The 25083-nt window shown below is 67.7% G+C and carries 29 protein-coding genes and 1 tRNA gene; 13 read left to right on the top strand and 17 right to left on the bottom strand.

From position 1 onward, the window contains the following. Positions 1–171: 171 nt before the first annotated feature. From FHR32_RS12995 to FHR32_RS12985, 3 genes are all read right to left on the bottom strand, one after another. Complete coding sequence (locus tag FHR32_RS12995; RefSeq protein ID WP_246466871.1) at positions 172–891, bottom strand: ISAs1 family transposase; 720 nt, start codon at positions 889–891, stop codon at positions 172–174. After that, positions 888–1484, bottom strand: coding sequence for a transposase family protein (locus FHR32_RS12990; protein WP_184754538.1), 597 nt, complete (start codon positions 1482–1484; stop codon positions 888–890). The genes FHR32_RS12995 and FHR32_RS12990 overlap by 4 nt, the downstream gene beginning before the upstream one ends. Before the next feature lie 253 nt (positions 1485–1737). Next, complete coding sequence (locus FHR32_RS12985) at positions 1738–2232, bottom strand: winged helix-turn-helix transcriptional regulator (RefSeq protein ID WP_184754537.1); 495 nt, start codon at positions 2230–2232, stop codon at positions 1738–1740. A gap of 101 nt (positions 2233–2333) precedes the next feature. On the opposite strand from FHR32_RS12985, the gene FHR32_RS12980 reads away from it, so the two are divergent. Both FHR32_RS12980 and FHR32_RS12975 read left to right on the top strand, forming a co-directional pair. After that, on the top strand, positions 2334–3767 hold the full coding sequence (locus tag FHR32_RS12980; RefSeq protein ID WP_184754536.1) for an MFS transporter: 1434 nt from the start codon (positions 2334–2336) through the stop codon (positions 3765–3767). A gap of 19 nt (positions 3768–3786) precedes the next feature. Further along, positions 3787–4275, top strand: coding sequence for a pyridoxamine 5'-phosphate oxidase family protein (locus tag FHR32_RS12975; protein WP_184754535.1), 489 nt, complete (start codon positions 3787–3789; stop codon positions 4273–4275). A 289-nt stretch (positions 4276–4564) separates the two neighbouring features. On the opposite strand, the gene FHR32_RS12970 is transcribed toward FHR32_RS12975, so the two are convergent. The 4 genes from FHR32_RS12970 to FHR32_RS12955 all read right to left on the bottom strand — a co-directional run bounded on the left by FHR32_RS12970 (position 4565) and on the right by FHR32_RS12955 (position 6386). Beyond that, positions 4565–4801: a hypothetical protein gene (locus tag FHR32_RS12970; RefSeq protein ID WP_184754534.1), complete on the bottom strand. Its 237-nt coding sequence runs from the start codon at positions 4799–4801 to the stop codon at positions 4565–4567. Between the two features lie 96 nt (positions 4802–4897). Beyond that, positions 4898–5284 (bottom strand): hypothetical protein, encoded by a 387-nt coding sequence (locus FHR32_RS12965; RefSeq protein WP_184754533.1) that lies wholly within the window; start codon positions 5282–5284, stop codon positions 4898–4900. A 3-nt stretch (positions 5285–5287) separates the two neighbouring features. Beyond that, a complete protein-coding gene (locus tag FHR32_RS12960; RefSeq protein ID WP_184754532.1) occupies positions 5288–5464 on the bottom strand; it encodes a hypothetical protein in 177 nt (58 codons plus the stop codon). A gap of 400 nt (positions 5465–5864) precedes the next feature. Continuing rightward, a complete protein-coding gene (locus FHR32_RS12955) occupies positions 5865–6386 on the bottom strand; it encodes a hypothetical protein (RefSeq protein ID WP_184754531.1) in 522 nt (173 codons plus the stop codon). Positions 6387–6913: 527 nt separating this feature from the next. Between FHR32_RS12955 and FHR32_RS12950 the strand changes: the two genes are divergently transcribed. Beyond that, entirely contained in the window at positions 6914–7747 is an 834-nt protein-coding gene (locus FHR32_RS12950) for a PrsW family glutamic-type intramembrane protease (RefSeq protein WP_184754530.1), read from the top strand. 212 nt (positions 7748–7959) lie between these two features. Here FHR32_RS12950 and FHR32_RS12945 read toward each other — a convergent pair whose 3' ends face one another. Next, positions 7960–8823 (bottom strand): NUDIX hydrolase, encoded by an 864-nt coding sequence (locus tag FHR32_RS12945; protein WP_184754529.1) that lies wholly within the window; start codon positions 8821–8823, stop codon positions 7960–7962. 101 nt (positions 8824–8924) lie between these two features. After that, entirely contained in the window at positions 8925–9473 is a 549-nt protein-coding gene (locus FHR32_RS46660) for a M15 family metallopeptidase (RefSeq protein WP_312882300.1), read from the bottom strand. 1 nt (position 9474) lies between these two features. Between FHR32_RS46660 and FHR32_RS44330 the strand changes: the two genes are divergently transcribed. Together FHR32_RS44330 and FHR32_RS12935 are read left to right on the top strand one after the other, a co-directional pair. Then, a complete protein-coding gene (locus FHR32_RS44330; RefSeq protein ID WP_246466133.1) occupies positions 9475–9708 on the top strand; it encodes a hypothetical protein in 234 nt (77 codons plus the stop codon). Positions 9709–10237: 529 nt separating this feature from the next. Next, positions 10238–11419, top strand: a complete 1182-nt coding sequence (locus FHR32_RS12935; RefSeq protein WP_184754528.1) for a DUF8462 domain-containing protein — start codon at positions 10238–10240, stop codon at positions 11417–11419. Between the two features lie 114 nt (positions 11420–11533). Here the strand turns inward: FHR32_RS12935 and FHR32_RS12930 are convergent, their stop codons facing one another. Together FHR32_RS12930 and FHR32_RS12925 are read right to left on the bottom strand one after the other, a co-directional pair. Next, a complete protein-coding gene (locus FHR32_RS12930; protein WP_184754527.1) occupies positions 11534–12379 on the bottom strand; it encodes a MauE/DoxX family redox-associated membrane protein in 846 nt (281 codons plus the stop codon). Positions 12380–12384: 5 nt separating this feature from the next. Next, positions 12385–13335: a hypothetical protein gene (locus FHR32_RS12925; RefSeq protein ID WP_184754526.1), complete on the bottom strand. Its 951-nt coding sequence runs from the start codon at positions 13333–13335 to the stop codon at positions 12385–12387. A gap of 299 nt (positions 13336–13634) precedes the next feature. On the opposite strand from FHR32_RS12925, the gene FHR32_RS12920 reads away from it, so the two are divergent. Then, positions 13635–14159 (top strand): SigE family RNA polymerase sigma factor, encoded by a 525-nt coding sequence (locus tag FHR32_RS12920; RefSeq protein WP_312882299.1) that lies wholly within the window; start codon positions 13635–13637, stop codon positions 14157–14159. Positions 14160–14313: 154 nt separating this feature from the next. On the opposite strand, the gene FHR32_RS12915 is transcribed toward FHR32_RS12920, so the two are convergent. Next, positions 14314–14814, bottom strand: a complete 501-nt coding sequence (locus tag FHR32_RS12915) for a MarR family winged helix-turn-helix transcriptional regulator (RefSeq protein ID WP_312882298.1) — start codon at positions 14812–14814, stop codon at positions 14314–14316. A gap of 101 nt (positions 14815–14915) precedes the next feature. Between FHR32_RS12915 and FHR32_RS12910 the strand changes: the two genes are divergently transcribed. Continuing rightward, entirely contained in the window at positions 14916–15476 is a 561-nt protein-coding gene (locus tag FHR32_RS12910) for a YceI family protein (protein ID WP_184754523.1), read from the top strand. A gap of 277 nt (positions 15477–15753) precedes the next feature. Continuing rightward, positions 15754–15842 (top strand) — tRNA-Ser (locus tag FHR32_RS12905). Between the two features lie 85 nt (positions 15843–15927). Here FHR32_RS12905 and FHR32_RS47230 read toward each other — a convergent pair. Next, entirely contained in the window at positions 15928–16287 is a 360-nt protein-coding gene (locus tag FHR32_RS47230; protein ID WP_376773364.1) for a tyrosine-type recombinase/integrase, read from the bottom strand. A gap of 670 nt (positions 16288–16957) precedes the next feature. Here FHR32_RS47230 and FHR32_RS12895 point away from each other — a divergent pair. Together FHR32_RS12895 and FHR32_RS12890 are read left to right on the top strand one after the other, a co-directional pair. Next, positions 16958–17773, top strand: a complete 816-nt coding sequence (locus FHR32_RS12895) for an HARBI1 family protein (protein WP_184756502.1) — start codon at positions 16958–16960, stop codon at positions 17771–17773. A 206-nt stretch (positions 17774–17979) separates the two neighbouring features. After that, entirely contained in the window at positions 17980–18726 is a 747-nt protein-coding gene (locus FHR32_RS12890; RefSeq protein ID WP_184754522.1) for a nucleotidyltransferase family protein, read from the top strand. A gap of 98 nt (positions 18727–18824) precedes the next feature. Here the strand turns inward: FHR32_RS12890 and FHR32_RS12885 are convergent, their stop codons facing one another. The 4 genes from FHR32_RS12885 to FHR32_RS12865 all read right to left on the bottom strand — a co-directional run bounded on the left by FHR32_RS12885 (position 18825) and on the right by FHR32_RS12865 (position 22528). After that, positions 18825–19418, bottom strand: coding sequence for a TetR/AcrR family transcriptional regulator (locus FHR32_RS12885; RefSeq protein ID WP_184754521.1), 594 nt, complete (start codon positions 19416–19418; stop codon positions 18825–18827). Between the two features lie 164 nt (positions 19419–19582). Then, on the bottom strand, positions 19583–20224 hold the full coding sequence (locus FHR32_RS12880) for a LysE family translocator (RefSeq protein WP_184754520.1): 642 nt from the start codon (positions 20222–20224) through the stop codon (positions 19583–19585). Positions 20225–20312: 88 nt separating this feature from the next. Further along, positions 20313–20654: a hypothetical protein gene (locus FHR32_RS12875; protein WP_184756679.1), complete on the bottom strand. Its 342-nt coding sequence runs from the start codon at positions 20652–20654 to the stop codon at positions 20313–20315. A gap of 701 nt (positions 20655–21355) precedes the next feature. Further along, on the bottom strand, positions 21356–22528 hold the full coding sequence (locus FHR32_RS12865) for an esterase-like activity of phytase family protein (protein WP_184754519.1): 1173 nt from the start codon (positions 22526–22528) through the stop codon (positions 21356–21358). Between the two features lie 155 nt (positions 22529–22683). Between FHR32_RS12865 and FHR32_RS12860 the strand changes: the two genes are divergently transcribed. The 3 genes from FHR32_RS12860 to FHR32_RS12850 are packed head-to-tail and all read left to right on the top strand — an operon-like array spanning position 22684 to position 25062. Next, positions 22684–23163, top strand: a complete 480-nt coding sequence (locus tag FHR32_RS12860; protein ID WP_184754518.1) for a SigE family RNA polymerase sigma factor — start codon at positions 22684–22686, stop codon at positions 23161–23163. Next, positions 23160–24587: a hypothetical protein gene (locus tag FHR32_RS12855; RefSeq protein WP_184754517.1), complete on the top strand. Its 1428-nt coding sequence runs from the start codon at positions 23160–23162 to the stop codon at positions 24585–24587. The genes FHR32_RS12860 and FHR32_RS12855 overlap by 4 nt, the downstream gene beginning before the upstream one ends. Positions 24588–24597: 10 nt before the next feature. Next, positions 24598–25062 carry a MaoC family dehydratase gene (locus FHR32_RS12850; protein ID WP_184754516.1) on the top strand — a complete coding sequence of 155 codons (465 nt, stop codon included), beginning with the start codon at positions 24598–24600 and terminating at the stop codon, positions 25060–25062. Positions 25063–25083 lie beyond the last annotated feature (21 nt).

Raw genomic sequence — 25083 nt, 5'->3', positions numbered from 1 at the left:
GATAGCCAGAATTGTCTGCACCGTAGGGGGACTCCGGGTGCCTCGTTCGGCTGATGGTGCTGGACCTGGGAACTTTCCCTCAAGCTGAGGCACTTCGGCTTTGGAGCCCTGTTGCCACCCTGGACCACAGGGCCCCGGCGTTAATTCGCTATATCCCGTTCGTCGGATTGATCAGATGGTGTAGACGGCGAAGGCGTCACCGTGGTCGAGGAGGTCACGGCGGGCATGGGCGATGTTGGCGCGGCCGGCCAGCCGGGCGGTGCTGATCGCCAGGTTTCTGAAGCTGGCGAGCGCTCTGGGCGCGGTTCCCGACCTGACCTGCGAGTGATCCTCCCGGAAGGTCACGTCACGGACCCAATGGAGACGGTTTTCCACACCCCAGTGCGCCCGTTCATAGTGGTTGAGATGAGCGGGCCCGGCCGCTTCGGCGGGCAGGCTGGTGATGCCGTACACGATCTCCTTGCTGGTCCAGACGCCGTCCAGATCGCCGACGTCGCGGCGGAGCCGGAAGGCTTGGCGGGCACCGGGGAACAGGGCGTCGTCTGCTTCGGCGGTGCGGATGGTGCGGCGTTCGGTGCGGTTGTGCCCGTGGTCGTCGTCAGTGGCGGTGGTCGCGGTCCAGTCGGTGTCCGGGCCGGTCAACAGGGCTTGGGCGGCGGCGCGGGCCAGCGGCTGATTGCCCTTCAAAATGAGGATGTAGTGGGCGTCCAGATGCTGGGTGATCAGGCGGGCGGTGGCCTTGGTGGTGTGCAGCGCGTCCAGGGTCAGCACCATCCCGGCCGCGTCCAGCCGGGCCAGCAGGGCACGGGCGGCGGGTCCCTCCCCACGTTTGTCGGCGACCTGGCATTGGCCCAGGATTACGCCGTGCTCGTGGCTGATCGCCCCGATCAGGAAGACCCGCCCGCCCTGCTCGGTCCGGGCGCCGCGACAGGCCTTGCCATCGAGGGCGGCGCCGGGCAGTAGCCCGGCCGGGGCGGGATGGGTGTCCTGTCGCTGGGCTGCGCGCCGCTGCTCGCGCTCGACCGGCCCGGGGTGTCGGGAATCGGCGGCACCGGCGCCACTTGACGGACCACCTCGGCCACATAACCGCTGATCGCCGTGTCCAGCGCGTCGGCGTCCAGGTCGGCGAGGACCCGACGGAAGGTCCGCTCGCTGGGCACGATGAACAGGCCGGTGAACGGATCGTGGTAGGCGCCCAGCCGCTCCAGCACTGCTTGCGAGGTCCTGGCGGCCCACTGCCGGATCGCCGCGACGCTGTCGCCGCCGACCACGAGCGTTGCGCACGCCGTCAACGTCAAGATGACCACCAGCGGATGCCGCAGCCCGCAGGCTGAGCGCCGCTCAGGTACGGCCGCCAACCGGCGCATCAACGCTGATTCCACCACGACCGGATCAGCCGTCAGTTCGGATTCCCACAATGCCAGGTCGGTGAGCTGGTCAAGAGTAGCGGCGGGAGGAGAGCTGGTCAGGGAAGATGGGGACACGAGCGCGACTCCTGCGGTGATCTTCGGATTTGAGACCTGAAAGATCAGCAGAAGTCGCGCTCTTTCGTCTTCCACCTGGCCAAACGCTCAACGTCGCCATACCGCATCAGAACCCGGGAACGCCGGGGCCCGGCCCTGGACCATACGGTGAACAGCGGTCCCGACCGCGGCATCGGCTCCGCGCGCGTGGCTCCTGCCATTGCCGTCGAGTAAACCTGGCCCGGGCGACACCACCGATGTTCGCGTGATGCGGTCAGCGCCTGCCCGTGAGGGCGTCCCGGGCGATGGCCTCCCGCTCAGCGGCCTCCCGCTCCACGGTCTCCTGCTCGACCGCCACGCGGACGTCGTACGCCGAACGGGCGGCGGCGATCTCGTTCTGGTGCTCCTCGGTCCAGGTGACCAGCGCACGGATGGTGTGGTGCAGGGTCGCACCCAGGGCCGTGAGCTCGTAGTCCACGCGCGGTGGCACGGTCGGATGCACGGTGCGGCTCACCAGGCCGTCGCGCTCCAGATGGCGCAGGGTCCGGGCGAGCATCCGCTGGCTGATCCCGTCGATCGTCCGGCGCAGCTCGGTGAAGCGCAGGCTGCGCTGATCGAGCAGGGCGATGACCAGCAGCGACCACTTGTCGGCGACCCGGTCGAGGATCTGCCGGACCTCGCAGTCCTCCCGTGTGTCCCACTGGAGAACGTCGTAGTCGCCGCCGGTATCCCCGCAGTAACCGGGGGACTTTGAAGTGCCGTCTTCCATGGTCACTGATGGTGTCCGAAGATGCTGCTGGTTACAAGAGGGAACCGGCCATCATTTGGGGAACCATGGCCGGCCCCGCCTATCCAGAGGGGAGTTGACCCATGTCCACATCGAGCGGCCGCATGGACGGACGCGCTTGGGGGGTGTTGTTCGTACTGTGCGGAGCGATCTTCCTGGAGGGGATCGACGTGGCGATGCTGAACGTGGCATTGCCGTCGATCCGGGCCGACCTGGGCCTGTCCACCGGGATGCTCAGTGGTGTGGTCAGCGCCTACGTGCTCGGCTACGGCGGGTTCATGTTGCTGGGCGGCCGTACCGCCGACCTGCTGGGCCGCCGCCGGATGTTCCTGTTCTGGCTGACCGTCTTCCTGGTCTTCTCCGGCCTGGGCGGGTTCGCCACCGAGGGCTGGATGCTGCTGGCCGCCCGGTTCGTCACCGGAGTCGCAGCCGCGTTCATGGCCCCCGCCGGGTTGGCGCTCGTCACCGGCAACTTTCCCGAAGGCCCGCAGCGCACCAAGGTCCTGGGGGTCTACGCCGGAACGGCGGCGGGCGGCTTCTCGCTCGGCCTGGTCGCCGGTGGCCTGCTGGCCTCGTTCGGCTGGAGGTGGGTGTTCTTCGCCCCGGTCATCCTGTCGGCGATGATCCTGCTGGCCGCCATCCCCCTCCTCAAGGATCCGGACGCTCAGGAGCGCCCGGCGGGCGGCTTCGACCTGGCCGGCGCCTTCAGCATCACCGGTGCGATGCTGCTGCTGGTATACGGAGTGGTCCGCCTGGAGCACCCCGGCAACGACTGGGCCGGCACGGTCGGTGTGTTCGCTGCGGGCCTGGCACTGCTGGCCGCCTTCATCGTGATCGAGCGGCGGTCGGCCAACCCACTGGTGCGGCTGGGCATCCTGCGCTCAGGACCCCTTGTGCGCGCCAACCTGGGAGCGCTGTTGTTCCTCGCCTCCTTCGCCGGCTTTCAGTTCCTGGTCACCTTGTACCTACAGGAGCTACGCGGCTGGAGCACGTTGCAGACGGGTCTGGCCATGCTGGTGATCGGCATCGACACGGTCCTCGCCCCGACGCTGACACCGCGGCTGGTGAACCGGTTCGGAAATGTCCCGGTGCTGTTCGGCGGAATGCTCCTGGCGGCCCTGTCCTACCTTCTGTTCCTGCCCGTCGGGATGGACTGGGCCTATACCGCCATGCTGCCGACCATGCTCCTGCTGGGGCTGGCCTTCTCCCTGGCCTACGGCCCGCTGACCATGGCCGCCACCGATGGCGTCGACGAACACGAGCACGGCCTGGCCGGCGGCCTGTTGTACACCGCGATGCAGTTCGGCACCGCCCTCGGCCTGTCGGCGGTGACCGCCGTCAACGTCGCGGCGCTCGGCGACGGCGTCTCACCGGAAGCGGGGCTGGACGCGCTCAGGACCGCTCTCGTCGTCCCGGTCGCCGCCGGAGTCCTCGGCGCGGTCATCACCGCGTTCGGCCTGCGCGCCCGTAAGGCGTCCGGGATCGCTGAACCCGTCCCCGTCGATACCTCGGCCTGACTGCGACCGGAGAGAACCGATGGCCACCGAAGTGATGTCGTTCGCCGCGATCCAGGACGAGTTCAACGCCTACATCGGCGACATCGTCTACGCCACCATGACCACCGTCGACAGGAAAGGCCGCCCCCGGGCACGGGTGCTGATCCCGGTCTGGGAGATCGCCGGAGGCCGCCCCGTCGGCTGGCTGGCCACCTACAAGACGCCTGTCAAGGCGGCGCACCTGGCTGGTAATCCCCACACCACCTTCTCCTACTGGACGCCACGGCAGAACGCCGTCAGCATCGACACCGTCGCCGAATGGATCGACGACCTGGAGATCAAGCAGCATGTGTGGGATCTCTACCGCACGACCAGCCCGGCAGGGGCCGGATACGACCTGGGCAGCTTCTGGCACGGGGGTCCCGCCGATCCCGAGCTGCACATGCTCCGCCTGGAGCCCTGGCGTGTCCAGGTCATCCGGGGCGCCGACCTGCGCAGCAGGCTCTGGAAAGCCGGGGACACCACCTGATGTCCGAGGTGGCCTGGCGCACCTCTCCGCGGATGCCCCTCGGGTGTCCGCGGAGAAGCCACGCGAGCGATCCCGCCCTCCGTGGTTCCACTCGCCCCGGGTGTGACCACGGAGGACGGGGTCACCAGGCCCGGCCGCCGTCCCGCCGGGCGCTCCTGTGATCTTGTGCTGCCTTCCTCTGACGCCGGACGATCCGTTCGGATTCTGCGGTACGCAGCCTGGCCACGGAGGAAACCGACTGGACCAGCCGGGAGGGACACGACCTCCTTCATCGGCCGGTCGCGGCCTCTCAGTACGACGGTTCCGAGATCGACTGGGCGCGGAAGATCTCCGTCGTCTCGTTGCCGCTCTCGTCGACCCCCACCCGCTGCAGCACCAGCGTCCGGCTGCCGATCTTCAGCGAGCGGCGGCCGTTGACCTCGGTGGACTCGAACACCGTGACCGTATGCCCGTGCATATCGCGCACCTGGTCGTACTCCGGCCCGCTGGGAATGTCGAGTCGGATGCGTTTCGCCTGATCTGCCATGTCCACAGTCTGAACGGCTCAGCTCCGGCGGGCGCATCGAATACGCATATTGTCGGTCACCATTCTGTTATTGCGCCTTCAGTGGAAAACAATGGCTCAGGGCAATGGGTCGATCACGATGTGCTGGTCGTATTGGGAGAGCTCTCCACCGCGATCCGTCAAGATGGGCCATTTGGTGTTTCTCGCGCACCAGACGACGTGCCCCGCGGTGACGTCGCGCGACCCGTCGAGAATCTCCGCGATGTCTCCCACCTTGCCGTGGGTGAAGTCGTCGATCGTCACGCCAGGTGTCGTGACGAGCTCGAACAGCTCTACCTGTGTGGATATCGGGGAGATGGACAGGACGGCTGCCAGGCAGGTCGCCGGGACGCATATTCCACCGCCGCGGTAGAGGCACATGGCGGCGATGCTCCGTGAGTAATCGGTCTTCGCCACCGCGATGTCGATCAGCGCGCTGACGTCGAGCACTCGGCCGGGAAGCATCTGTCAGGACCTCCGGGTCCGGCGGGTGCCGATCTGGCCCCATTCCACCTCGGACAGCTGGTCGACCCCGAGAGCGTCGGCCGCCACGTCGAGGTCTTCGCGGTGCAGGTTCCAGCGGTGGATCAACGTGATGACGTGCGGCTTGGTGCCGATCTCTCGCTGGACGGCGGCGTGGATCACATCCGCGATCTTACTCCCCGTTGATCGCGCCTTACGAGAAAGCGCCTCGAAGTCTGCCTTATCCAGCTCTACGGTTACAGAGATGTCGGGGGGTGACGTGTCGTTCATCTCCTTTTCTCCTCGGGGCTGGAGATGCGCGAGCCACAGGGGGACATCGGTCCTCTCTCGCGTGGAGGCATCGTGGTCGGTCGACTTCGGTGCGTCCGAACCTGCGCCGTCTCGCCAGGCCGGCGGGGGATGGGCCATACGTCTGACAGTAGCTGTGAATTACGGTGCCGGCAGTACCCTTCCGGGACTTTGGTGATCAATCAGTATGTCGGCGGAAGATAACGAGAGATCGTATGAGAATCGTCGAATGTTTTTCACTTTCCGTGTCCGAGGTTCACGGCATGCGGATGGATCACCCCGGCGGTGTGGCGGGAGTGGACGGGGACGGTGGGGAGGCGGCGCCACAGGTCCCCGCGGTCTGGCGCTGTTGTGCCAGCTGGTCGACACTCTTGGCCCGGTATTCCTGCAGCTCCTCGGCCGGCGGTACGTACCGCCACGCGTCGCCCTCGAAGAGGAAGTCGAAGTCGGTCGTGTCGTTGAGCCGGCCCGCCTGGACCTTCGCGGTGTCGCCGCCGACCGTGACGGCGGTGATGGTGAACCGGACGTCCGGCACCGGCTGGGGACACAGCTGGAACAGCCTGACGTACTCCTCACGCGCGACCGCCGTCTGTGCCTGCGTGCTCCACAGATCCCAGAAGTCGCCGTAGGAGCCGCCGGAATAGGAGTCGAGCCCCGCCTGGGCGGTCTGCCGCAGCGTGGCCTCCGAGCGCTCGGGGCCCCGGGTCGCGGATGGGCTTCCGGATGTGACGACCGGGGTGAGCGCCGCCGCCACGGCGACCGCCGCTCCGATGAGCACGCCGATAATCATGATCACGATTACCGCCAGCCCCCGGCCCGTCTCGCCTCGCGGCGGTCGGCCGTACTGCGGCGGATAGCCCACGCGAGGCCTCCAGGGGGCTGTCGAGAGCGGACAGACGTGATGGTAACGCTCACTGATCACGGCTGGCCATGCCGAGCGCCCCGCCCGGAACGTTCACAGGGGCCACCGGGGCGGCACAGGTGCCGGGGCGCGAACGTTCACCAGGCCTTACGGCGGGCACCGTGGCGCGCCCGGGGTGAATCGATCGGTACGGCTGTCACCGTCTCCGCCGGGACCGGTATGGACGACATCGTCATAGTGGCGGTGCTCTCCCCTGGCGATCCGGGCGGGTGGCGTGCCCCGGCCTCCCGGCTCGGGTCGCACAAGAAGATCATGATTCCGGTCGGACGGTCGGACGGTCGGACGGCTGGTGCCGGTGGCGTCCGTGGTGGTCGACGCCATCATCCTGACGGAAGCGGGCTTTAGAGAAAGATAGGCGATTAGTCCGAATTCATATCACCCCAAATGGGGATTTATTTCGTATGCGTGAACATTTTAGGTTCTACCGGCATCGGTGGTTCAAAGTGTGGATCGCCATGGCGGCGCTGTCGGCCGCACTCATCGCGATGACCGAGGCGGTCGGCAACCGCGCGGTAATGCCGGCGGCCTTCTTCTACGGAGCGGCGGCCGGACCGGTCGGGCTCCTGGTCGCCATCCACGACCGGACCGGGATCGGCGCCAGCGTCCCGGGTGTCACCCTGGTGGGGATGTTCCTGTTCGGCGGGGGTGTCGCCCTTCTGCTCGGTGGATACTTCGACGCCCTGTTCATCCCCGACAAGCACGGCCCCTCGATCCTGCAGGTCGGGTGGATCGAGGAATCGGCCAAGGCGCTCCCCCTCCTCCTGGTCGCGCTGACCGGCCGCCATCTCACCAAAGCCGCCGGTGTGGCGTTGGGCCTGTCCTGCGCGACCGGATTCGCGATCATGGAATCGATGTCCTACGCCTGGAAGAACGTCGATCACGCCGGTGCCGTCAACGCGGGCATGGTGCTGTTCATGCGTGGGCTCGCCACCCCGTTCAGCCACCTCGCCTGGACCGGCCTCATCTGCGCGGTCGCCTTCGGGGCCTGGCAGGCCAGAGGGAGAATCGTGATCACGTTCTCCGTCGCCGGAGCCTTCGTGGCGGCGGCCGTACTGCACTCGCTCAACGACGGCCTGCTCACGCTCGACATCCCCGGCCCTGTCCGTCTGCTCTTCCTCGTCGTCGCGGCGGTGAGCTACTGGCTGTTCTACCGTGCCACCCGCGACCTGGTCCCCGGCGCCGCCGCCGGACCGGCCGCCGTCCCGGGCCTGGCCTCACGCCCATACGCCTCCTAGCGCACGTGCCGCATCATCGCTGTTCAGAACGGTACGAGCAACCCCGTTCCGGTGATCGCCGCCGGCCGGAGGGGGCGGGTACGGGACCGTATCGTGGTGGATTCCATGAATGTTCCACGTGGAACATTCACCGGGCGCCCGTGGCGCGGGGGTTCCATCCTCGGGACGGCGGGGAGGCCGACGGCGGCGGGGCCGGGCAGGCGGGCGGTGGGTCACAGCTGGGAGAGCAACCACCTGGGACCGGTGACCTGGGCTCCCAGAGCTGTGACCCGCTCGCGCAGGCCCCGGTCGGCTGTGACGACCAGGACGCGCTCCCAGGACGGAATGTCCTGTACGGCCTGCACGATGGCGTCGTCGCCGCTCCCCGGAGCGGCGATCACGGAAGTGCCCGGGAGCGGTGAGACGCCGCGGGCGGCGCCTTCCACGACCATGGTGAAACGCGGGAACCACCGCTCCAGCGACGGGAGGCCGTCAGGTAAGGTGCGCAGACCGCCGCCGGCGAGGGCACTCACCTCGGCGGCCAGCTTGGCGGCGGCTCCGGCGCGGTCCCTCCACCATCCGTGCTCGGAGCGGGCCCCCACGATGTTGGCGACGTCAAGGATGACCGTCAGGGGGCCGAGCGCCCGGCTGATCACGGGCCAGGTCTCGGCGAAGCCGGGGTGCAGGTTCCGGGCCGCCATCTGTTCGGGGGTCAGCCAGCGCAGGTCGGCGCTCTCGCTGTTGGCCGGGAACGCGTTCAGCAGGCCGTCGGCCTCGGCGATCACGGTCGTGAACGACCAGCCGCCGTGGTCGTCGCGGTAGACCCCCTGGACCCGGAGGCCGTCACCGGTCAGTGCCGCCTCCTCCCGGGCCTCACGGAACGCACCGGCGACGGCGTCCTCGTGGCTGTCGAGAGCGCCGCCGGGCAGACCCCAGGTGCCGCCGTGATGGCTCCACACGGCGCGTTCCTGCGTCAGGATGTGGGGCGTCCCGGCCACGTCGTGGTGGACGGCGAGCAGGCCGGACGCGCCGTGCACACCCCAGTGCCGATGCCCGCGGTCGCAGTAGGCCCATCCGTCGCCGTCCCTGGCAGCCATGGGGTCAATGATGCACCCGGAAGCGCCGGTACCCGAGACCAGGGTGGTGCGGGTACGGTCGCGTGCGCCTGTTCCGTTGAGGTGGGGCGGCGGGGTCCCGCTCAGCCGCCGCCCTTGCTGAAGTGCTGGTAGTCCTTGGTGCCCGACCAGGAGCCGCCCCACTCCCAGCCGAGTCTCTCGAACGCCCTGACCACCCGGTCGCCGGGATTGATCACGCCGGGGGCGTACACAGGACGCTCGGCGAACCTGCGGGCGTTCTTGTGCGCCACCGAGCCGTCGGCGGTGACGTAGGGGTTCTCCCGGGGGTTGATGTCGACGGCTCTGCCGTACGCGTGCTGCGACCAGTTGCTCGAACCGGTCGCCGGGCGGCAGTTGAAGGCCGAGGTGTTGTCGGCCTCGATCGAGTCGAAGTCGTCGCCCTTGTAGGCGTCGACGAGCTCCATCTTGTATATCGGCCACCGCCAGCCGTACAGGCGGCCGAAGACCGTGACGATGTCGTCGGCCGCGACCTTGTTCACCACCAGCTCGCCGGTGTGCGGTCTGTGATCGAATCCCCAGTAGGTCATCGTGATCAGTCGCAGGTCGCCGACGGGGACCGGGCAGCCGGGACGCCAGGAGTGTCGGAGCCGGTCACGGGAGACCTTGCTCACCTTGGCGGAGAACTTCGGCGGGCCCGTGGGAGTCGGGGTCGCGGTGGACGGTCCGGCCGAGGGGGTGGGCGACGCCGGTGTGGACTGGACCGGCGGAGCGGTCTGCGTCGGCTGCGCGGGGCGCGACGTGGCGGTCGCGCTGCACGCGGCCACCGCCAGACAGCCGACCACCGCGGCGGATGCCCGGATACGCGTCGCCAACGGTGAACTACTCACTGGTCGTCACCCCCCATGACCGACGGAGAACAAGCCTTCATTGTATTCGACCGGCTACATGAGGTGATAAGAGGAGGAGGCGGTGAACCTGCCACAGGCGGCCTGTCACCCACGGCCCGAGGAGAGGCGGCCATCCTCTCCGGCAGCCGGAGAGCAGCGTGCCGCCCGGCAGCCTGGACATGCCGGCGACCGGGATGAGAGCGCACCGTTCCGTCGTGTTCATCGATCATGCGGCGGTCAAATCGGTTGAATGCGGCTTTCAAGCCATTTAAAGCGTATTGGCAAGCGCGCCGACATTTTTTAGCTGAGCTTTCTCCGGAAACTCTCGCGCCTGTGTTCGAAGCCACGCTACAGTCGGGGGCATTGGATCGAACACGGGTTCGGACGATGTCTGCACAGGTGAGGGGCGTGGCATGGCGATGCTTGCGACGTGGCCGACGGCTCACGCCCTTGTCCCGCGGATTTCCGCCCGGCGTCGCGCGACACGCCGTAGCGCTTTCTATGGAAATCTACGTCGGCCGCTATACCCCGTAATAAAGTCCGAGAGCGTGGACCCCGTGCGCAATCCCTACGCCCCCGGTGCGGGGCAGCGTCCGCCAGAGCTCGCCGGACGCGACCGCGAGCTGCAGCAGTTCGAAATCGTCCTGGAGCGGGTGGCGCGTGGCCGCCCGGAGCGCAGCATGGTCGTCACCGGCCTGCGCGGCGTCGGCAAGACCGTCCTCCTCAACACCTTCAAGTCGATGGCCATGCAGCGTCTGTGGGGGACCGGCAAGATCGAGGCGCGGCCCGACCAGTCGATCAGGCGGCCGGTGGCGGCCGCCCTGCACCTGGCGATCCGCGAGCTGGCCCCCCGGCACCGAGCGCCCGAGCGGATCGAGGAGTTCCTCGGCGTGCTCAAGGCGTTCGCGATGCGCGACCCCGGCGCGGCCAAGGGCACCTCGCACTGGTCGCCCGGGATCGACGTGCCCGCCGCCCGGGGCCGCGCCGACTCCGGCGACCTGGAGATCGACCTCACCGAGCTGTTCGTCGACGCGGCCGGGGTGGCCACCGACCTCGGCGTCGGCATCGCCCTGTTCATCGACGAGATGCAGGACGTGCAGACCCCCGATGTCTCCGCCCTCTGCGCGGCCTGCCACGAGCTCTCGCAGACCGGTGGCCCGTTGATCGTGGTCGGCGCCGGCCTGCCGCACCTGCCCAGCGTCCTGTCGGCCAGTAAGAGCTACTCCGAGCGGCTCTTCCGTTACGCCAGGATCGACAGGCTCGATCGTGAGGCGGCAGACCTGGCGCTCATCGCACCGGCCGAGAGCGAGGGTGTGGAGTTCACCCAGGATGCCCTCGACGCGCTCTACGAGGCCGCCGACGGCTACCCCTACTTCGTCCAGGCCTACGGCAAGGTCGCCTGGGACCTCGCGCTGCGCAGCCCGATCACCGTCGACGACATCAAGGTCTCCGCGCCGGAGGCCGAGGAGGAGCTCGCGGTCGGCTTCTTCGGCAGCCGTTACGAACGGGCCACCCCGGCCGAGCGCGACTACATGCACGCGATGGCCTCTATCGGCGATGAGCCCGTGGCCACCGCCGATGTGGCCACCGGCCTTGGCCGCAAGCCGTCCAGCCTGTCTCCGGCCCGTGACAGCCTCATCAAGAAGGGGCTGATCTACAGCGCCGAACGCGGGCTGATCGCCTTCACGGTGCCACACTTCGGAAAGTTTCTGCGTTCTCAGCCCATCTGAACACACGTTCGATATAGTAAGGAAGTCTCCTAGACCTCTATATGGTTCTCTAGTGGGGAAGCTAGAGAACCATATAGAGCTGAATTCGGCTGCCCTAGAAAAATCTACGGCTCTCTATCGTCCGGCCGATACGCGGATAGATTCCGGCAGAGAGCCGATCTCGATCGGCCGTCCGTCGAAGCCGACCATCGCCACCCGCACCGCTGGATGCCGCCCGCTCAGATAGATCGCAAAGACCACGTCCGCCGGGTCGCCCGCATGGCTGCGCCCCGGATAGACGAAGAACCGCCAGCAGAGCTCCCGCCAGCTGTCGGTCGGGTCCGTGCTGGACAGAAGTCTCTCGTGTGACCGCCAGGCCGCGCTCGACCGCAGGCGGCTGAGCGCGGTCGCCGGATCCAGCGGTCGCTGCTCGCAGGGAGCGCGATGCCGGATCCGGGCGGCGGCCTCCTCGACCTCCGGGGAGAGCACGATGAGCACCAGCAGCCCCCCGGCCGCGGCCAGTGCCTGCGACCACGTGATGCCGGCCAGGACCGACCAGCCGGGGACCGGCGGGGCCCAGACCGTCCCCAGAGCCATGGCGGTCAGCACCATGGTGCGGCCCAGCGAGCGCAGCCCGACCGGGATGGCGCTGACCTCGCCGAAGCAGCCGCAGCCCACGTCCGGTCGGCGGCGGCGCAGCTCCCACAGGACATAGGTGGACACCGCGAAGAACGCGGCCGTGCCCCACCGGAAGAAGGGATGACCGGTCGCCGTCAGGCCGACCAACAAGGAGAGCTCTGCCGCGGCGCAGCCGAGCATGGCGGGCACCTGCCAGCGGCTGGCCATCAGCACCGCCGGTCCCAGCCTGCTCAGCCCGCCCGGTTCTGAGTCGTTCACGGCCGTCCGCACCTTGGCGAGTGCGCCCGCGAGGAGCAGTGCGACCAGCACGGGTAGCTGCGCGGCGGCGATCGTCGTCAACATCGCTGTCACCCCAATCCGACCCTGGCATTGAAACACCCTTTGGTCAGGTCCCCGCCGAGCTCCACGAACGCGGCCGCCGACAACTCCACGATCCGGCCCCGCGGGGAAGTGCCGCACTCCAGGCATCGGTCGCAGAACCGGCCGGCCAGGCAGCCGCATGCCACGATCGGCAGGATCGAGGTGCGTCCGGCGCACACGTTGCGCACGTTGAGCATCGAGCCCAGAGCGAGATAGGGCAGGCCGGTGCAGGAGACCCCGGCATCCTCGCATTCGGCATCGGAACGCTCCAACATGGGATATGCCGCCCCCCGCTCATCGCAGTCCAAGGCGTCCGACCAGGTGGCGGTGCCCGAGATCCGCGACTGCACGCTGTTGTAGCCGGCGGGTGGCCCGGGGACGGCAGTCCATCGGTAGGGCGGTTGCGATGTCGCAGGCAGCCGGGCGTGGGCCATGCCACCCTCGCGGACCCCGATGGCGTCGAACAGGTAGCCGGACTCGAACTGCGGATGCCGGACCCGCAACCGCCCGGAGGCGCGATAGGGGATGACGATCGTGCGCCGTCCCCGATGCGGCCCGCAGTACAGCTCAACGATCCAGTCCTTGGGAGCGGAATCGACACTCTGGATCACCCCGGTGATCCGCGTTATGTCCGCCCAGATCCGGTCCACCACCCGGCCGGACCGGAGTGCTCTGATGATCACATGGGCCCCCACGGGCAGGTCGGCCGGTGCGAGGGCCTCACCACGCCAGGCCGTCGCCCATGGGGCGATGACGAGCCGTTCCTCCCGGCCCTCAAGGGTTTCAACCACGATCAGGTGTGGACTGACGTCCAGGATCTCGCCGGTGACGGCCTGGAAAAGCTCGCCGTCGTCGGCGACTGCTCCCGGCTCGTCGAGGGCCCGGCCAAGCGCGGCCGCCGCCAGAACGCGGCGGCGGTCAACGCTGTGGTACGGCATGGTCACTCCCCATATCTTGCCGAGGTTTTCCCGATAGCGTCACACGCCCACAGGAACCTCGCCCTCCGCTTGCGCCGATAGATCGGGCAGGTGTCCGACCGCGTATCAGAATTCCCATCCCCGGTACAACACCTTGTCATCCGTCTCGTGGCGAACCCGTGGCTCATACTTCTCAGGCCTGTGATCACATAACCGGTTCCGTTTTTGCCATTAAGGGGATGAAATATAGATTCCGGTTCAGCCGAATTAGAGGCTGCGGCTGCGATTCTGGCCACGAGACGGATCCTGACCACGGGTTGGTGATCGCGGTGACCGGCGGAACCCATGAGGAGTTCCGCGAGTACGTCGTTGCTCGCGGACCCGCTCTGCTGCGCGCCGCCCACCAGCTCACCGGCCATCCCAACGACGCCGAGGACCTGCTCCAGACGGCGCTGGTCAAGACCTACCTCGCCTGGGACCGCATTCAGGACCGCGCGGCCCTGGACGCCTACGTGCGCCGGGCGATGGTCAACATCAACATCTCCTGGTGGCGACGGCGCAAGCTGGAGGAATATCCCTCGGAGGAGATCCCCGAGCCGGCCCTCGCCGGTGGTCATGTCTACCTGCCCGAGCAGGTGGAGCAGGCCCTCGACCGGCTTCCCACCCGCATGCGGGCCGCCGTCATGCTGCGCTACTACGAGGACATGACCGAACCGGAGATCGCCAAGGCATTGGGGATCAGCGTCGGCACGGTGAAGAGCACCGTCTCGCGGGCCATGGCCAAGCTCCGCGGCGATCTCACCATCCCGGAGCAGCGGCGGCTGGAATCGCGGACCAGCGCCTGACAGGTGGCCGGTTCAGCCGCCGCCCGGCGCTGAGCGGGCTTAGGAGCCTCGCCATCGTCTCGATCAAGGTCACCCGGTACGGAGGGCGGCGGGCCTTGAAGGAGAACCGGTCCTGGTCCTCGTGCCGCGCCCGTCGGCGGCCGCGGGTCCGATATCAGTCGGACGGTGCGAGCTCACCCTCCGCCGCCCCCCGTTCCGCCCCCGCCGTGGCACATGGCCGTACGGCGTCGCGGATGATTCTGAGCGTGTCCAGGAAGGTGCTGAGCTGCTCGGGAGAGAGCAGGCCGGTGAACCAGGTTTCGACATCGGTCAGGTGTTGGGGGAGCACGACGCCGAGCCGGTCGACGCCCGCGTCGGTGATGGCCGCGTAGGAGGCTCGGCGGTCAGTGGAACATGGCTGCCTCATGACCAGCCCCTCGCGCTCCAGCCGGTCCACGACTCTGGTCACCCCACTGGTGGACAGTCCGGTCTGCGCGGCCAGGTCGCTCATGCGCAGGCTCTGGCCCGGCGAGCGTGCCAGCCGGATCAGGGCCTCGAAGTCGATGTCCGAGAGCCCCCCGGCCGAGAAGGACAGGTGCGTCTTCGCCAGCAGACCGCTGTAGGCCTCGGCAAGGAGGCCCATCGCGGTCAGCCGGGAATCGTCAAAGGGGATCACGTTCACACTGTATCCGACGATAGTTGACGGACGGAATATTCCTCGTGTAGAAATCTGTTGTCGCAATCATCTGCACAGCAAGCACCTCTTCGGGAGTAGACATGACCACTCGGACCTGGGAAGACCTTCAGCTCCCCACCGCCGGCACCTTCGCCCTTGACGCCGCCCACACCCACATCGGCTTCACCGTCAAGCACATGATGGTGAGCAAGGTCCGTGGAAGCTTCACCGATTTCGCCGGGACGGTCACGGTCGCCGAGAACCCTCTCGACTCCTCCGCCCAGCTCTCGATCAAGGCCGGGAGCATCAACACCGGTATCGCCGACCGTGACGGGCACCTGCGCAGCGACGACTTCCTCTCGACGGAGAAGTTTCCTGAGATCACCTTCCGCAGCACCCGCGTGACCGGCCACTCCGGCGACGAGTTCACCCTCCTGGGTGACCTCACCATCCGCGACCTCACCAAGCAGGTCGAGCTCACCGTCGAGTACGGCGGCGCCGGCACCAACCCCTGGGGCCAGGATGTCTGGGGTTTCTCCATCACGACCGAGATCGACCGTGAGGAGTTCGGCCTGACCTGGAACCAGGCCCTGGAGACCGGCGGCGTCCTGGTCGGCAAGAAGATCAAGATCGAGATCGAGGGCGAAGCCAACCCCGCCTGATCTCCACGATCTGCCCAGACTCCTTCCTCACGATGCCCGTGGGTGGGGAGGGAGTCCTCAGGTGTCCTCAGGGTGAGACATCCCGTCTTTCACTATGAGAATCCCCAGGCATCCCACCCTTCCCACCTGGGTAACCTTGACTCTATCCACAGGGGTGGGCAATGTTATCCACAGACGGTGGATAACTTGCCCGGCTCGGTTCTCGACGACGCGGACGCCAACCGCTTTGCCGCCTTGGCGAATGGCCGGTACTCTGTGCTGAGCCAGAAGGCAACCAGGAGGCTTCGCCTAGTCCGGTCTATGGCGCCGCACTGCTAATGCGGTTTGGCAGCAATGCCATCGGGAGTTCAAATCTCCCAGCCTCCGCAGTTCAGAGGCCCTCTCCCAGATTTTGGGAGAGGGCCTTTTTGATCTTCAGGGGCGTCATAGTTGCAGTCCTAGTTGCAACGGCTCACGGTTTTCCCCAGAGTGCCAAGGCCAGCCGCTCCCCGGCGTCACGCATGAGTGGTGTGGAAACGTGCGTGTACCGCTCGGTCGTGGTCACTCTCGTGTGGCCGAGGACTTCCTGAACGACGCGGATGTTCACACCCTGCTCGATGAGGAGCGTCGCAGCCGTGTGACGAGCGTCGTGCACCCTGACGTCCCGTACTCCGGCCTGCTTGAGAATCACCTTCCACACCTTCCAATCCTCGGTGCGTTCGATCGGGCTACCGTGCGGGGTGGCGAACACGAGGTCGTGGTCCTCCCAGCGGTCCCCCGCCTTGAGGCGTTCCGCGGCCTGGACCTTGCGGTGTGCCTTGAGGAGCGCCAGGAGTTCGGGTGGGCACTGGAGGGTGAGCTTGCTCTTGCCCTTGCGCTGCCGGAAGACGACGCCTCCGCCCGTGCGTTTTGGGCACCTATCGGCGTGGCTCGTGCAGTCCTTGAGACAGACCTGCTTGTAGCAGGTGTGCCCCTGCTTCTTGCAGTCCGCCTTACAGCCGGAGTTGTGTCCGTGATCCCTGCACTTCTTCTTGCAGGGCCAGCGGTGCCACTTCTCGCCGCACTTGTGAGGGTCTGACCCCGTGACCCTGGCCCGCTCTGCTTGTCCCGGGTCGATGGTGGGCGGGATGATCAGGCTTCCACCTCAGCCCTCTACGACGCCGCAACCCACGAGCACGCCTGTTGCGATCATCCCGGAGCCGGAGCGCCCCCGCCGGAGGCGCGTTGACTTACAGGCAGCGGACCCATGCAACCAGCGTGCTGATACCTGGGCCATCATCGGTGCCGCGGACTCGGACGTATGCCAGCTCGATTCGCTGGCCAGTGAGACGTTGTCAGCAACGGTCGATGACCGTGTGTAGCCGATCACGGCGGGCGTGGGAGTGATCAAGTAGAGAAAAGCGTGAAGCCCCTGGTAGGGGTGGGTCTTGTCGAAGGATCCACCGCACCGCACACAAGGGCTTCACGTGACCTCCAGTATCACCTACACAGCCGAGTTGGACATGCCGCGCGAGGTTGTGCTGTTTCTGGCCGGGCTGTTGCGCGCCGAGCGGGTACGGCGCCGCACCCGCGCGGGCACTCGGGCGCTGGGCGAGTTCAAGCAGGCCGTTCTGATCATCCGCTGGCTGGTGGACGGCGCTCGGATCGCCCGGCCGGCCGCCGATAACGCCATCTCGCACGCGACCTGTGATCGGTACGTCGAAGAAGGGGTCACCGTATTGAAGGCCCAGGCGCCGACGCTACAGGAGGCGCTCACGGCGGCGAAGGCCGCCGGCTACACCCACCTGCATCTGGATGGCACGCTGATCGAAACCGACCGCTGCCGCGCCCTGGGCCCGAACGGCGCCGACCTGTGGTGGAGTGGAAAACACAAGCAGCACGGCGGCAACATTCAGGTCCTGTCCAGCCCCGGCGGCGACCCGCTGTGGACTTCTGAGGTACGGCCCGGCCGTGAACACGATCTCACCTGTGCCCGCCTGCACGGCCTCCTCGACCTGCTGGCCAAGGCCGCCGAGGACGGGCTGATCACGTTGGCCGACCTCGGCTACGTCGATGCGGGTATGGGGTTTCGCCTGCCGTACAAGAGGTCTCGGGGTGGCACACTCACCGACGATCAGATCCAGTACAACAAGGTCCACGGTGCGCTCCGAGCCCTCGCCGAACGAGCGAACGCCCAGCTCAAGATGCGGTTCAAGGCACTGCGGAACGTCAGCAAGTGCCCTTGGAAGATCGGCGGTATCGTCGCCGCGGCGCTCGTCCTCTTCCACCGGGAGCAAGCTCACAAGCAGCTGTCACCCAGCGTGAACGCCGGTTGCTGACAATGACTCACTGGATGAGCCCTACCTGCTCAACGCGCCCGCGTCCCGCGTCGAGTTCGGACCTCTCACTGTCTCGGATGGACATGTATGGGTTCAGGGAGACAATCGTGGCTCCGCCATGGAGACACAGGGGGAGAGCCAGGGGGTCTTGGCCCGGCGGAACAGCGCAGCGGGTGCGAGAGGTGCCGCCCGGTAGGGTCGAGATCATGTTCACCGTTGATCGACGCCGGCACGTGCGGACGCGGCTGCTCGAACGGGCCCGCGAGGACGAGAGGATCGTCGGGGCCGCGCTCACCGGGTCTGCCGCACGAGACGCCGAGGACCGCTGGTCCGATGTGGACCTCTTCTTCGGAGTGGCGGACGGAGTCACGGTAGAGGAAGCGCTGAGCGACTGGAGCGCGTTCGCGTACCGAGAGCTCGGCGCGATCCACCACTTCGACCTTCACGCCGGTCCCGCGACCTACCGTGCCTTCCTTCTCGGTGAGCTGCTGGAGATCGACCTGGGGTTCACCCCCGCCGCCGCGTTCGGCCCGCTCGGCAGCGGAGGCTTCCGGGTCGTCTTCGGTGACGCGGTGGAGCGGCGACAGGGAGAGACCGCCCCGGGACACCTGATCGGCCTCGCCTGGCACCATGTTCTCCATGCCCGGATCTCCATCGAGCGCGGAGCTCTGTGGCAGGCGGAATACTGGATCAGCGGCATCCGCGACCACATCCTGGCCCTTGCCTGTCTCCGCCTGGGCCACCCCACGGCTCACGCCAAGGGCGCGGACCGCCTGCCTCACGACGTCACCGGACCCGTCCGGGAAGCGCTCGTCCACACGCTCGATGCCGGCGAGCTCTCCCGCGCCCTCGGTGCGGCGACGCGGGCACTCCTGAGGGAGCTGCGCGAGACCGATTCGGGGATCGTCGAAACCTTGGAGAAGCCGCTGCTCGACCTGGCGGCCGTCTCGTAGCGGCCCGCGCGGGCCGAGGGGCCCCACCGAGCGCTGTCCGTGGAGCCGGACAGTCGATCCCGCCGGTCAGCGCGGGGACGGGTGACCGTCGACCCTCCTCATCGGCCGATATCCGTACCGTGCCGGATGAGGAGGAGGAGCCGCTCGGCCTGATCGCTGTCCGCGCCGGTCAGCGCGATGCCGTTGGCCAGTGCGAGAAGGTCGGACGTGTCGAGGTCGGCGCGGACGGCGCCGGCCCGTTGCGCCCGGGTGAGCAGCGCGGACGCGGACGCGTGCATCGCCGCGTGCCAGCGGTGGAACAGCGTCGAGCGTTGTCCACCGTGATCGTCGGCGAGCGCCAGCGCCAGTTCCCGTTTGGTGGCGACGTGCGCGATGAATGTTCTCAGCCAGGTGAAGAGCGCGTCACCGGGTGGTTCCTCTCCGAGCAGGGTCTCGCCCCGGGCACAGAGTTCCGTCACCTCGTCGGCGTAGACGGCGATGATCAACTCACGTCGGGTCGGGAAGTGGCGGTACATGGTGGCGTTACCGACCCCTGCCCGGCGGGCGACGTCGTCGAGGGGCGCGTCGACGCCCTGCTCGTCGAAGACCCTCTTGGCCGAGGCCAGCAGCGACTCGTAGTTGCGTTGCGCGTCCGCTCGGCGGGGACGCTCCGGCCGGGCGCGCGGTGGGAGGTCGGCGCCGGGCGACGTCATGGTGCTCCTTGCCAAACGGGGCTATCCCCGCTGACATTACCGGGCCATCGTGACCTGGGAGCTCCCTCTCCGGATACCGCCGGGTCGCAGCTCTCCATCGCTCCGGAGAACGACGCCTCAGCGCTTCGGCATCTCGCGTCGAAAGGGCGTACGGTCCGGGTGATTCACTGCTGTTGCGCTGCCAGCCGTAGGCCGAATCCGATCACGATGAGGCCCGTGAGCCGGTCCAGGCCGCGTCTGACGGACGGTCTGCGCAACCAGTCGCGCACCAGGCCGGTGAACCCGATGAGCAGGGCGCACCACAACGCCCCCTCACAGACATGGACGCCCGCCAACAGGAGCCCCATCACGACATGGGGCACACCATCCGGCATGAACTGGGGGAGCATCGCTACGTAGAAGACGCCCACCTTGGGGTTGAGCAGATTGGTCAGCAGGCCACGGCGGAACGCGGACCACCATTCACCGTTTCCGGGCTCTCCGGACGCCGCGGCCTCATCCGCGTCACCTTTACCTTTACGGCTGCGCCAGAGCATCTGGGCGCCCATCCATACGAGATAGGCCGCACCCGCCCAGCGCAGGACCTCGTAGGCGAGGTGGGAGGCCGCAAGGAGAGCGGAGAGGCCGGCAGCGGTCAGGGCGCCCCAGAGCAGTGTTCCGGCCTGGATACCGAGCACCACGCCCCAGGCCGACCTTCTGCCGGAAAGCAGCGACGTGCGTAGAACGAGGGCGGTGTCCAGCCCGGGCGTGAGCGTCAGCAGCCCCACGACGACGGCGAACGAAAGGATCGAACTGAGAACGTCCACGGATCGGCACCATATCCTGGAGCGGTGTCAGACCGCGCACGGCGGTGACGGAATTCCTTTCGGAAGCCGCCTGCCGGGCCGGTGGGACTCAGTTCGGCGGGGTCAGGTTGACGAAGGCCGTACAGTTTCCCGGCCACGCCGGGTTTCCGGGCGTCCCCGGGGTGGGCTGGACGGTGCATCTCGTGTAGGCGATCTCACCCGCGCTCCGCACCGTGACGTGGATGTCGTTGCCCATGCTGGCCAGGGCCACGGAGGCCACGCCGCCGGGATAGTTGGGCAGGGAGGAGATGTCGGACCAGCGGGGTGACGTCCGCAGGTCCCGGATGAACGTCGCTCCGTCATCACTGACGGCTCCGATGAACGTGAGGCTGCCCTGGAATGCCATGGCGATGCTCGCCCCCAGGCCCTGCGGGCCACGCGGTCCCTGCATCCCTTGAGGTCCCTGCGATCCTGGCACGCCGGGGAGTCCCTGCGGTCCTCGGGCTCCGGGGAGGCCCTGCGGTCCGCGCAGGCATTTCGACTGCCTGGAACCGTTCTTGCAGCCCTCTCGGTCGCCGGTCGCCGGCCTGGTGGAAGTGCCGCCGAAACGGTGGGGAAGAGTCCCCTCGCCGCTGTAGAAGCTCAGGGGCGGCCGGACGGCATCGGATTCACCGATGGCCGCACTGGCCGGCGCCTGAGCCGTTCCCGTCAGAAATGTGCCGATTACTGTCGTCGCGACGATCCAGGCCTGGATCCGCTCGACGCGCCGCGGACCTGGAACCCCCATGCTGCCGTTAGAGGTCATTTCATTCCATATCATCTGTCATTCCGGTGAACCGGGGTTATGTGAACCGCTGTGGCGGCGACAGCGGAAAGATACCCAGTGATCGGAATGACGGCACATTTATTCGGCTAATAAAAGTTAAATGGACGACACGGTGATGGGAAAATGCGCTCGCCTCCCATGAGGCATTGCACTTTCGATGTGAATTGTGGAATTTGATGGAATCGATTGGCGATGAGAGTTCTTGGGGGATATTCACCGTCCACCGGCCACCGCGCCGCCCCTGTGGCGTCCGCGGCCGACGTCTCCACCGTGGCGCCTGGTGAGGCCAGGGACTCTCCACCGGATGAGGAGAGTCCCTCGGCCCGTCACTTGTAGACGCGGGGGTCGGCCTGGAGCGGGTGCGACAGCCGTACGGTGATGAACTCGTTGTCGTCGGGCTTGCCCGGGGTACGGCCGGAGGAGGACGGGAAGTTGTTGTCGTCCAGGATGGCCAGGGTCCGGTCGTCGAGGATCGCGATGTCCTCGATGGTCTGGAACGGGAAGCGGAAGGTCTTCCCGAATCCGCCCAGGCCTCGGGGGTTGGCCAGGTTGAGCAGGTCGGCGACGAGGGTCTTGCGCAGGTCCTTGTCGCGGGTGTCGATCAGGTAGACGCGCTTGGTCTTGGCCGCGTCCCCCTGGAGGTTGTCGCGCTCGATGACCAGGAACCGGTTCCGGTCGATCGCGGTCATGTCGCCGATCGAGTTGCCGGGATCGTCGAGCTTGTAGATCCAGCGCTTGCCGGTGTAGGCATGCTTGCGCAGGTCGAATTCGTTCATCCGCAGCGACCCGGCCGGGTCACCGGCCACGGTGCCCTCCAGCAGGGGATAGAGCCTGCGGCCGTCGACCGAGCGGGCCATGCCCTCGAAACCCTTGCTGCCACCCAGGTTGGGCTGTTCGCCGTTGAGGAACGGGTTCTCCGGCGCCTTCACACCGGGCAGCGAGACGGGAGCCTCCAGCAGCTTGCCCGTGGGCGAGAAGTGCAGCAGGAACGGACCGAACTCGTCGCCGATCCAGTAGGTGCCGTCGAAGGCCCGGACGATCGACTCCACATCGAAGTCGGCGCCGGTCAGCTTCCGGTCGGCCCGGATCAGCGGCCAGGTCACGAGGCCGTCGGGGTCGCTCAGGCCGAACCCGCCCAGCACCTCGACCTTGCCCTGCCGAAAGTCGGGCCTGACCCGGTGCACGCGGAGCAGGTAGTCGGCGCTGTTGGCCTTGGAGCCGAAGCCGTTGTCGGACAGCACGTCGAAGGTGCCGTCGCCCCGACGCACGACGCCGCTGAAGCCCTGTACCGGCTGCCCGGCGAACGGCGGGGTGACACCGTTGATCGGGGCCGTGCCGAGCTGGGAGCCCGACGGCTCGCTGTTGGGCACAAACGTCTGGGCCGGCAGGGAGGCGAACCCGGTCAGCGTGGCCTGGCCGAACTCCGAGTGCCCTGGGTCGGCCATCGCGGGTGTGATCATCGCCAGTGCCAGTACGGCTGCGCCGACTGCGATCGTCATAGGTCTTCTCATGGCGGGCACGTTAGGAAACCCGCATGAACGGCTGATGTTGTGCCGTAGTCGGTACAGCGAAAAATCGGGCGGAGGGGCAGGGGGCGGGAGACGGGGCCGGGGAGGGATGCAACAGAACGGCGGCTCCCCGCGTCCCTGGAGGTGTGGAGTTCACCGATTTCGTCGCCGCACGGGGAAGTGCGCTCTACCGGTATGGCTACGTGCTCACCGGTAATGCCGAGGACGCGGCCGACCTGACCCAGGAGGCCCTGATGCGCCTGGGAGACGCCTGGTCCAGAATCCGCAAGAGAGATGACCCGGAGGGGTACGTCCGCACGACCATGACACGCCTGCACATCAGCGTCTGGCGGCGACTGCGCGGGGAGAGGCTGGTCGCGGCGGTCCCCGAGGCGCCCTATATCGATGATCGCCTCGATGGCGACATCGGGCTGTGGAACGAACTCAAGGGCCTGCCGCCCAGGCAGCGGGCCGTACTGGTCCTGCGGTACTACGAGGACCTCTCAGATCATGAGATCGCCGAACTTCTCGGCATCTCACGCGGCACGGTGCGCAATCAGGCGGCCCGCGCGCTGGACAAGCTCAGAATCCGGGTGGCCGCTCTGGATACGGGACGAGTGGGATGAACAACGACAGGAGCGAGGCGGAGTTGGTCCGCGCGCTGAACAGGGCGGCGGACACCGCGCCCGGGCCGGACGGGGACCTCCTCACGGCAATCGGGGGCCGGCGCAGGCGGCGGGTGCGCAGGCGGGCGCAGTCGGCGCTCGCGGTGGTCGGGGTGATGGCGGTGATCGGCGGCGGTACGGCGGTGGCCAGGGGTTCCTTCTCCCACAGGGGCGGAGAGGGAGCCGCGCTCGCGAAGGTGACGGCCACGCAGTCCTCGGCCGGTGAGAACACGAGGAAGGCGGAAAAGCTGAAGGTCGACATCCGGCCCGCCGCGGAGGTCTGGCCGTCGGCCGTGTCCACAATCCCCGCCAAAGCCGCAGACGGCTGGAAATACCGTCCGATCACCGGACTGAGCGCCACGGAGCTGCTGCTCTCGGCCGAGTCGTCGTTCGAGAAGGCGGGCCGGCTGGAGTCATACGACACCGTGACCGGCAAGAGCACCGTGCTCGCCGACATGCCCGCCCCGGAGGGCGTGAAGGGCTACTTCGCGCAGGACGTCGAGGTGGGGGCCGAATCCATCGCATGGTGGGGCGAGACTCCTAACAACTCCGACAAGTGGGCCGACTTCTGGGTCGTGCCCCGGGCCGGTGGCACGGCGAGGCAGATCGGACAGGTCACCGGGGACCTCGCGGATGTGGAGCGGATCGGCGTCACCGCCGACTCCGTCGTCTGGTCGGTGGGCGGCGGAGGGATCCACCGCATCCCGCTGAACGGCGGGACCCCCGAGCAGATCGAGGGAACGGACGGGCTCCACCTGCTGTCCTGGCCCTGGGCGGTAGACGTCGCCCAGGGAAGAGGTGGGGAGGACCAGGACAAGAACCAGACCAAACTGGTCAACCTCGAGACGGGGCAGACGGCCGAAGTGCACGTGCCGGACGGAACACAGGGCCTGCGCTGTGGCCCGGCCTGGTGCTTCGGCGGCGGAGTGGTGCAACGGGTGGACGGCTCGGAGCGCAAGCCCATGCCCCCGGAGCTGTACACCGGCGGCATGGGCACCACTTCTCTCGCCGGCGGGTTCGGATTCTTCAGCGTGCCCGGGGTCGTGGGCCGGGACGCGCGAGGCGAGGAGGTCGAGGACGGCGACGCGCCCCTGGCGGCGGTGTACGACCCGGCCACCGGTACCACGGCCGGGGTCGGCAAGCGGGACCGGTCCGGCGGAGGGAGCATCGGAACCGGTGTCTCCTCCTCGCCCCCCTCGATCATCTACTGGGACGAGGACCAGCGGCAGGTGCAGGAGTGCAAGATGGTCGACGCCGCCTCCGCCCCCCGCCCGTCGGGAGAGCCCACCCCCACCGGGAAGACCGAGATGTGCTCGACGACCCAGAAGGGCGGTGGCAAGAAGTTCACGGTCGTGAACCTTCTCGCCGTCCCTCCGGCGGAATAAAGTTCCAGATATGAGGATCTTCAGCGATGTCCGGGAGCTCAAGGCCGCCGTCGGCGAGCATCTCGGCCACACGGAATGGCGGCAGGTCACCCAGGAGCAGGTCAATCTGTTCGCCGACGCGACCGACGACCACCAGTGGATCCACGTGGACGTCGACAAGGCCAAGGAGGGCCCGTTCGGGGGGACCATCGCCCACGGCTACCTGAGCCTGGCGCTGCTCCCGTCGTTCATGGCCGAGCTGGTGCGGGTGGGCGGCTTGGCGATGGGCATCAACTACGGCCTCAACAAGGTCCGCTTCCCCGCGCCGGTCCCGGTCGGCGCGCGGATCCGGGCCGGTGCGGAGCTTGTCGACCTCAAAGGGACCCCCTCGGGCTACCTGTCGAACACGCGCCTGACCGTCGAGGTCGAGGGCCAGAAGAGGCCCGCGTGCATCGCGGAGACCCTCTCGCTCTACGTCCCCGCCGAGAGCTCCTGAGCGACCCCTCCCGGGTCCGGG

This window comes from Streptosporangium album (genome assembly GCF_014203795.1).
GTDB classification, from domain to species: Bacteria; Actinomycetota; Actinomycetes; order Streptosporangiales; family Streptosporangiaceae; genus Streptosporangium; species Streptosporangium album.
This window is presented reverse-complemented; position numbering and strand designations above follow the sequence as displayed.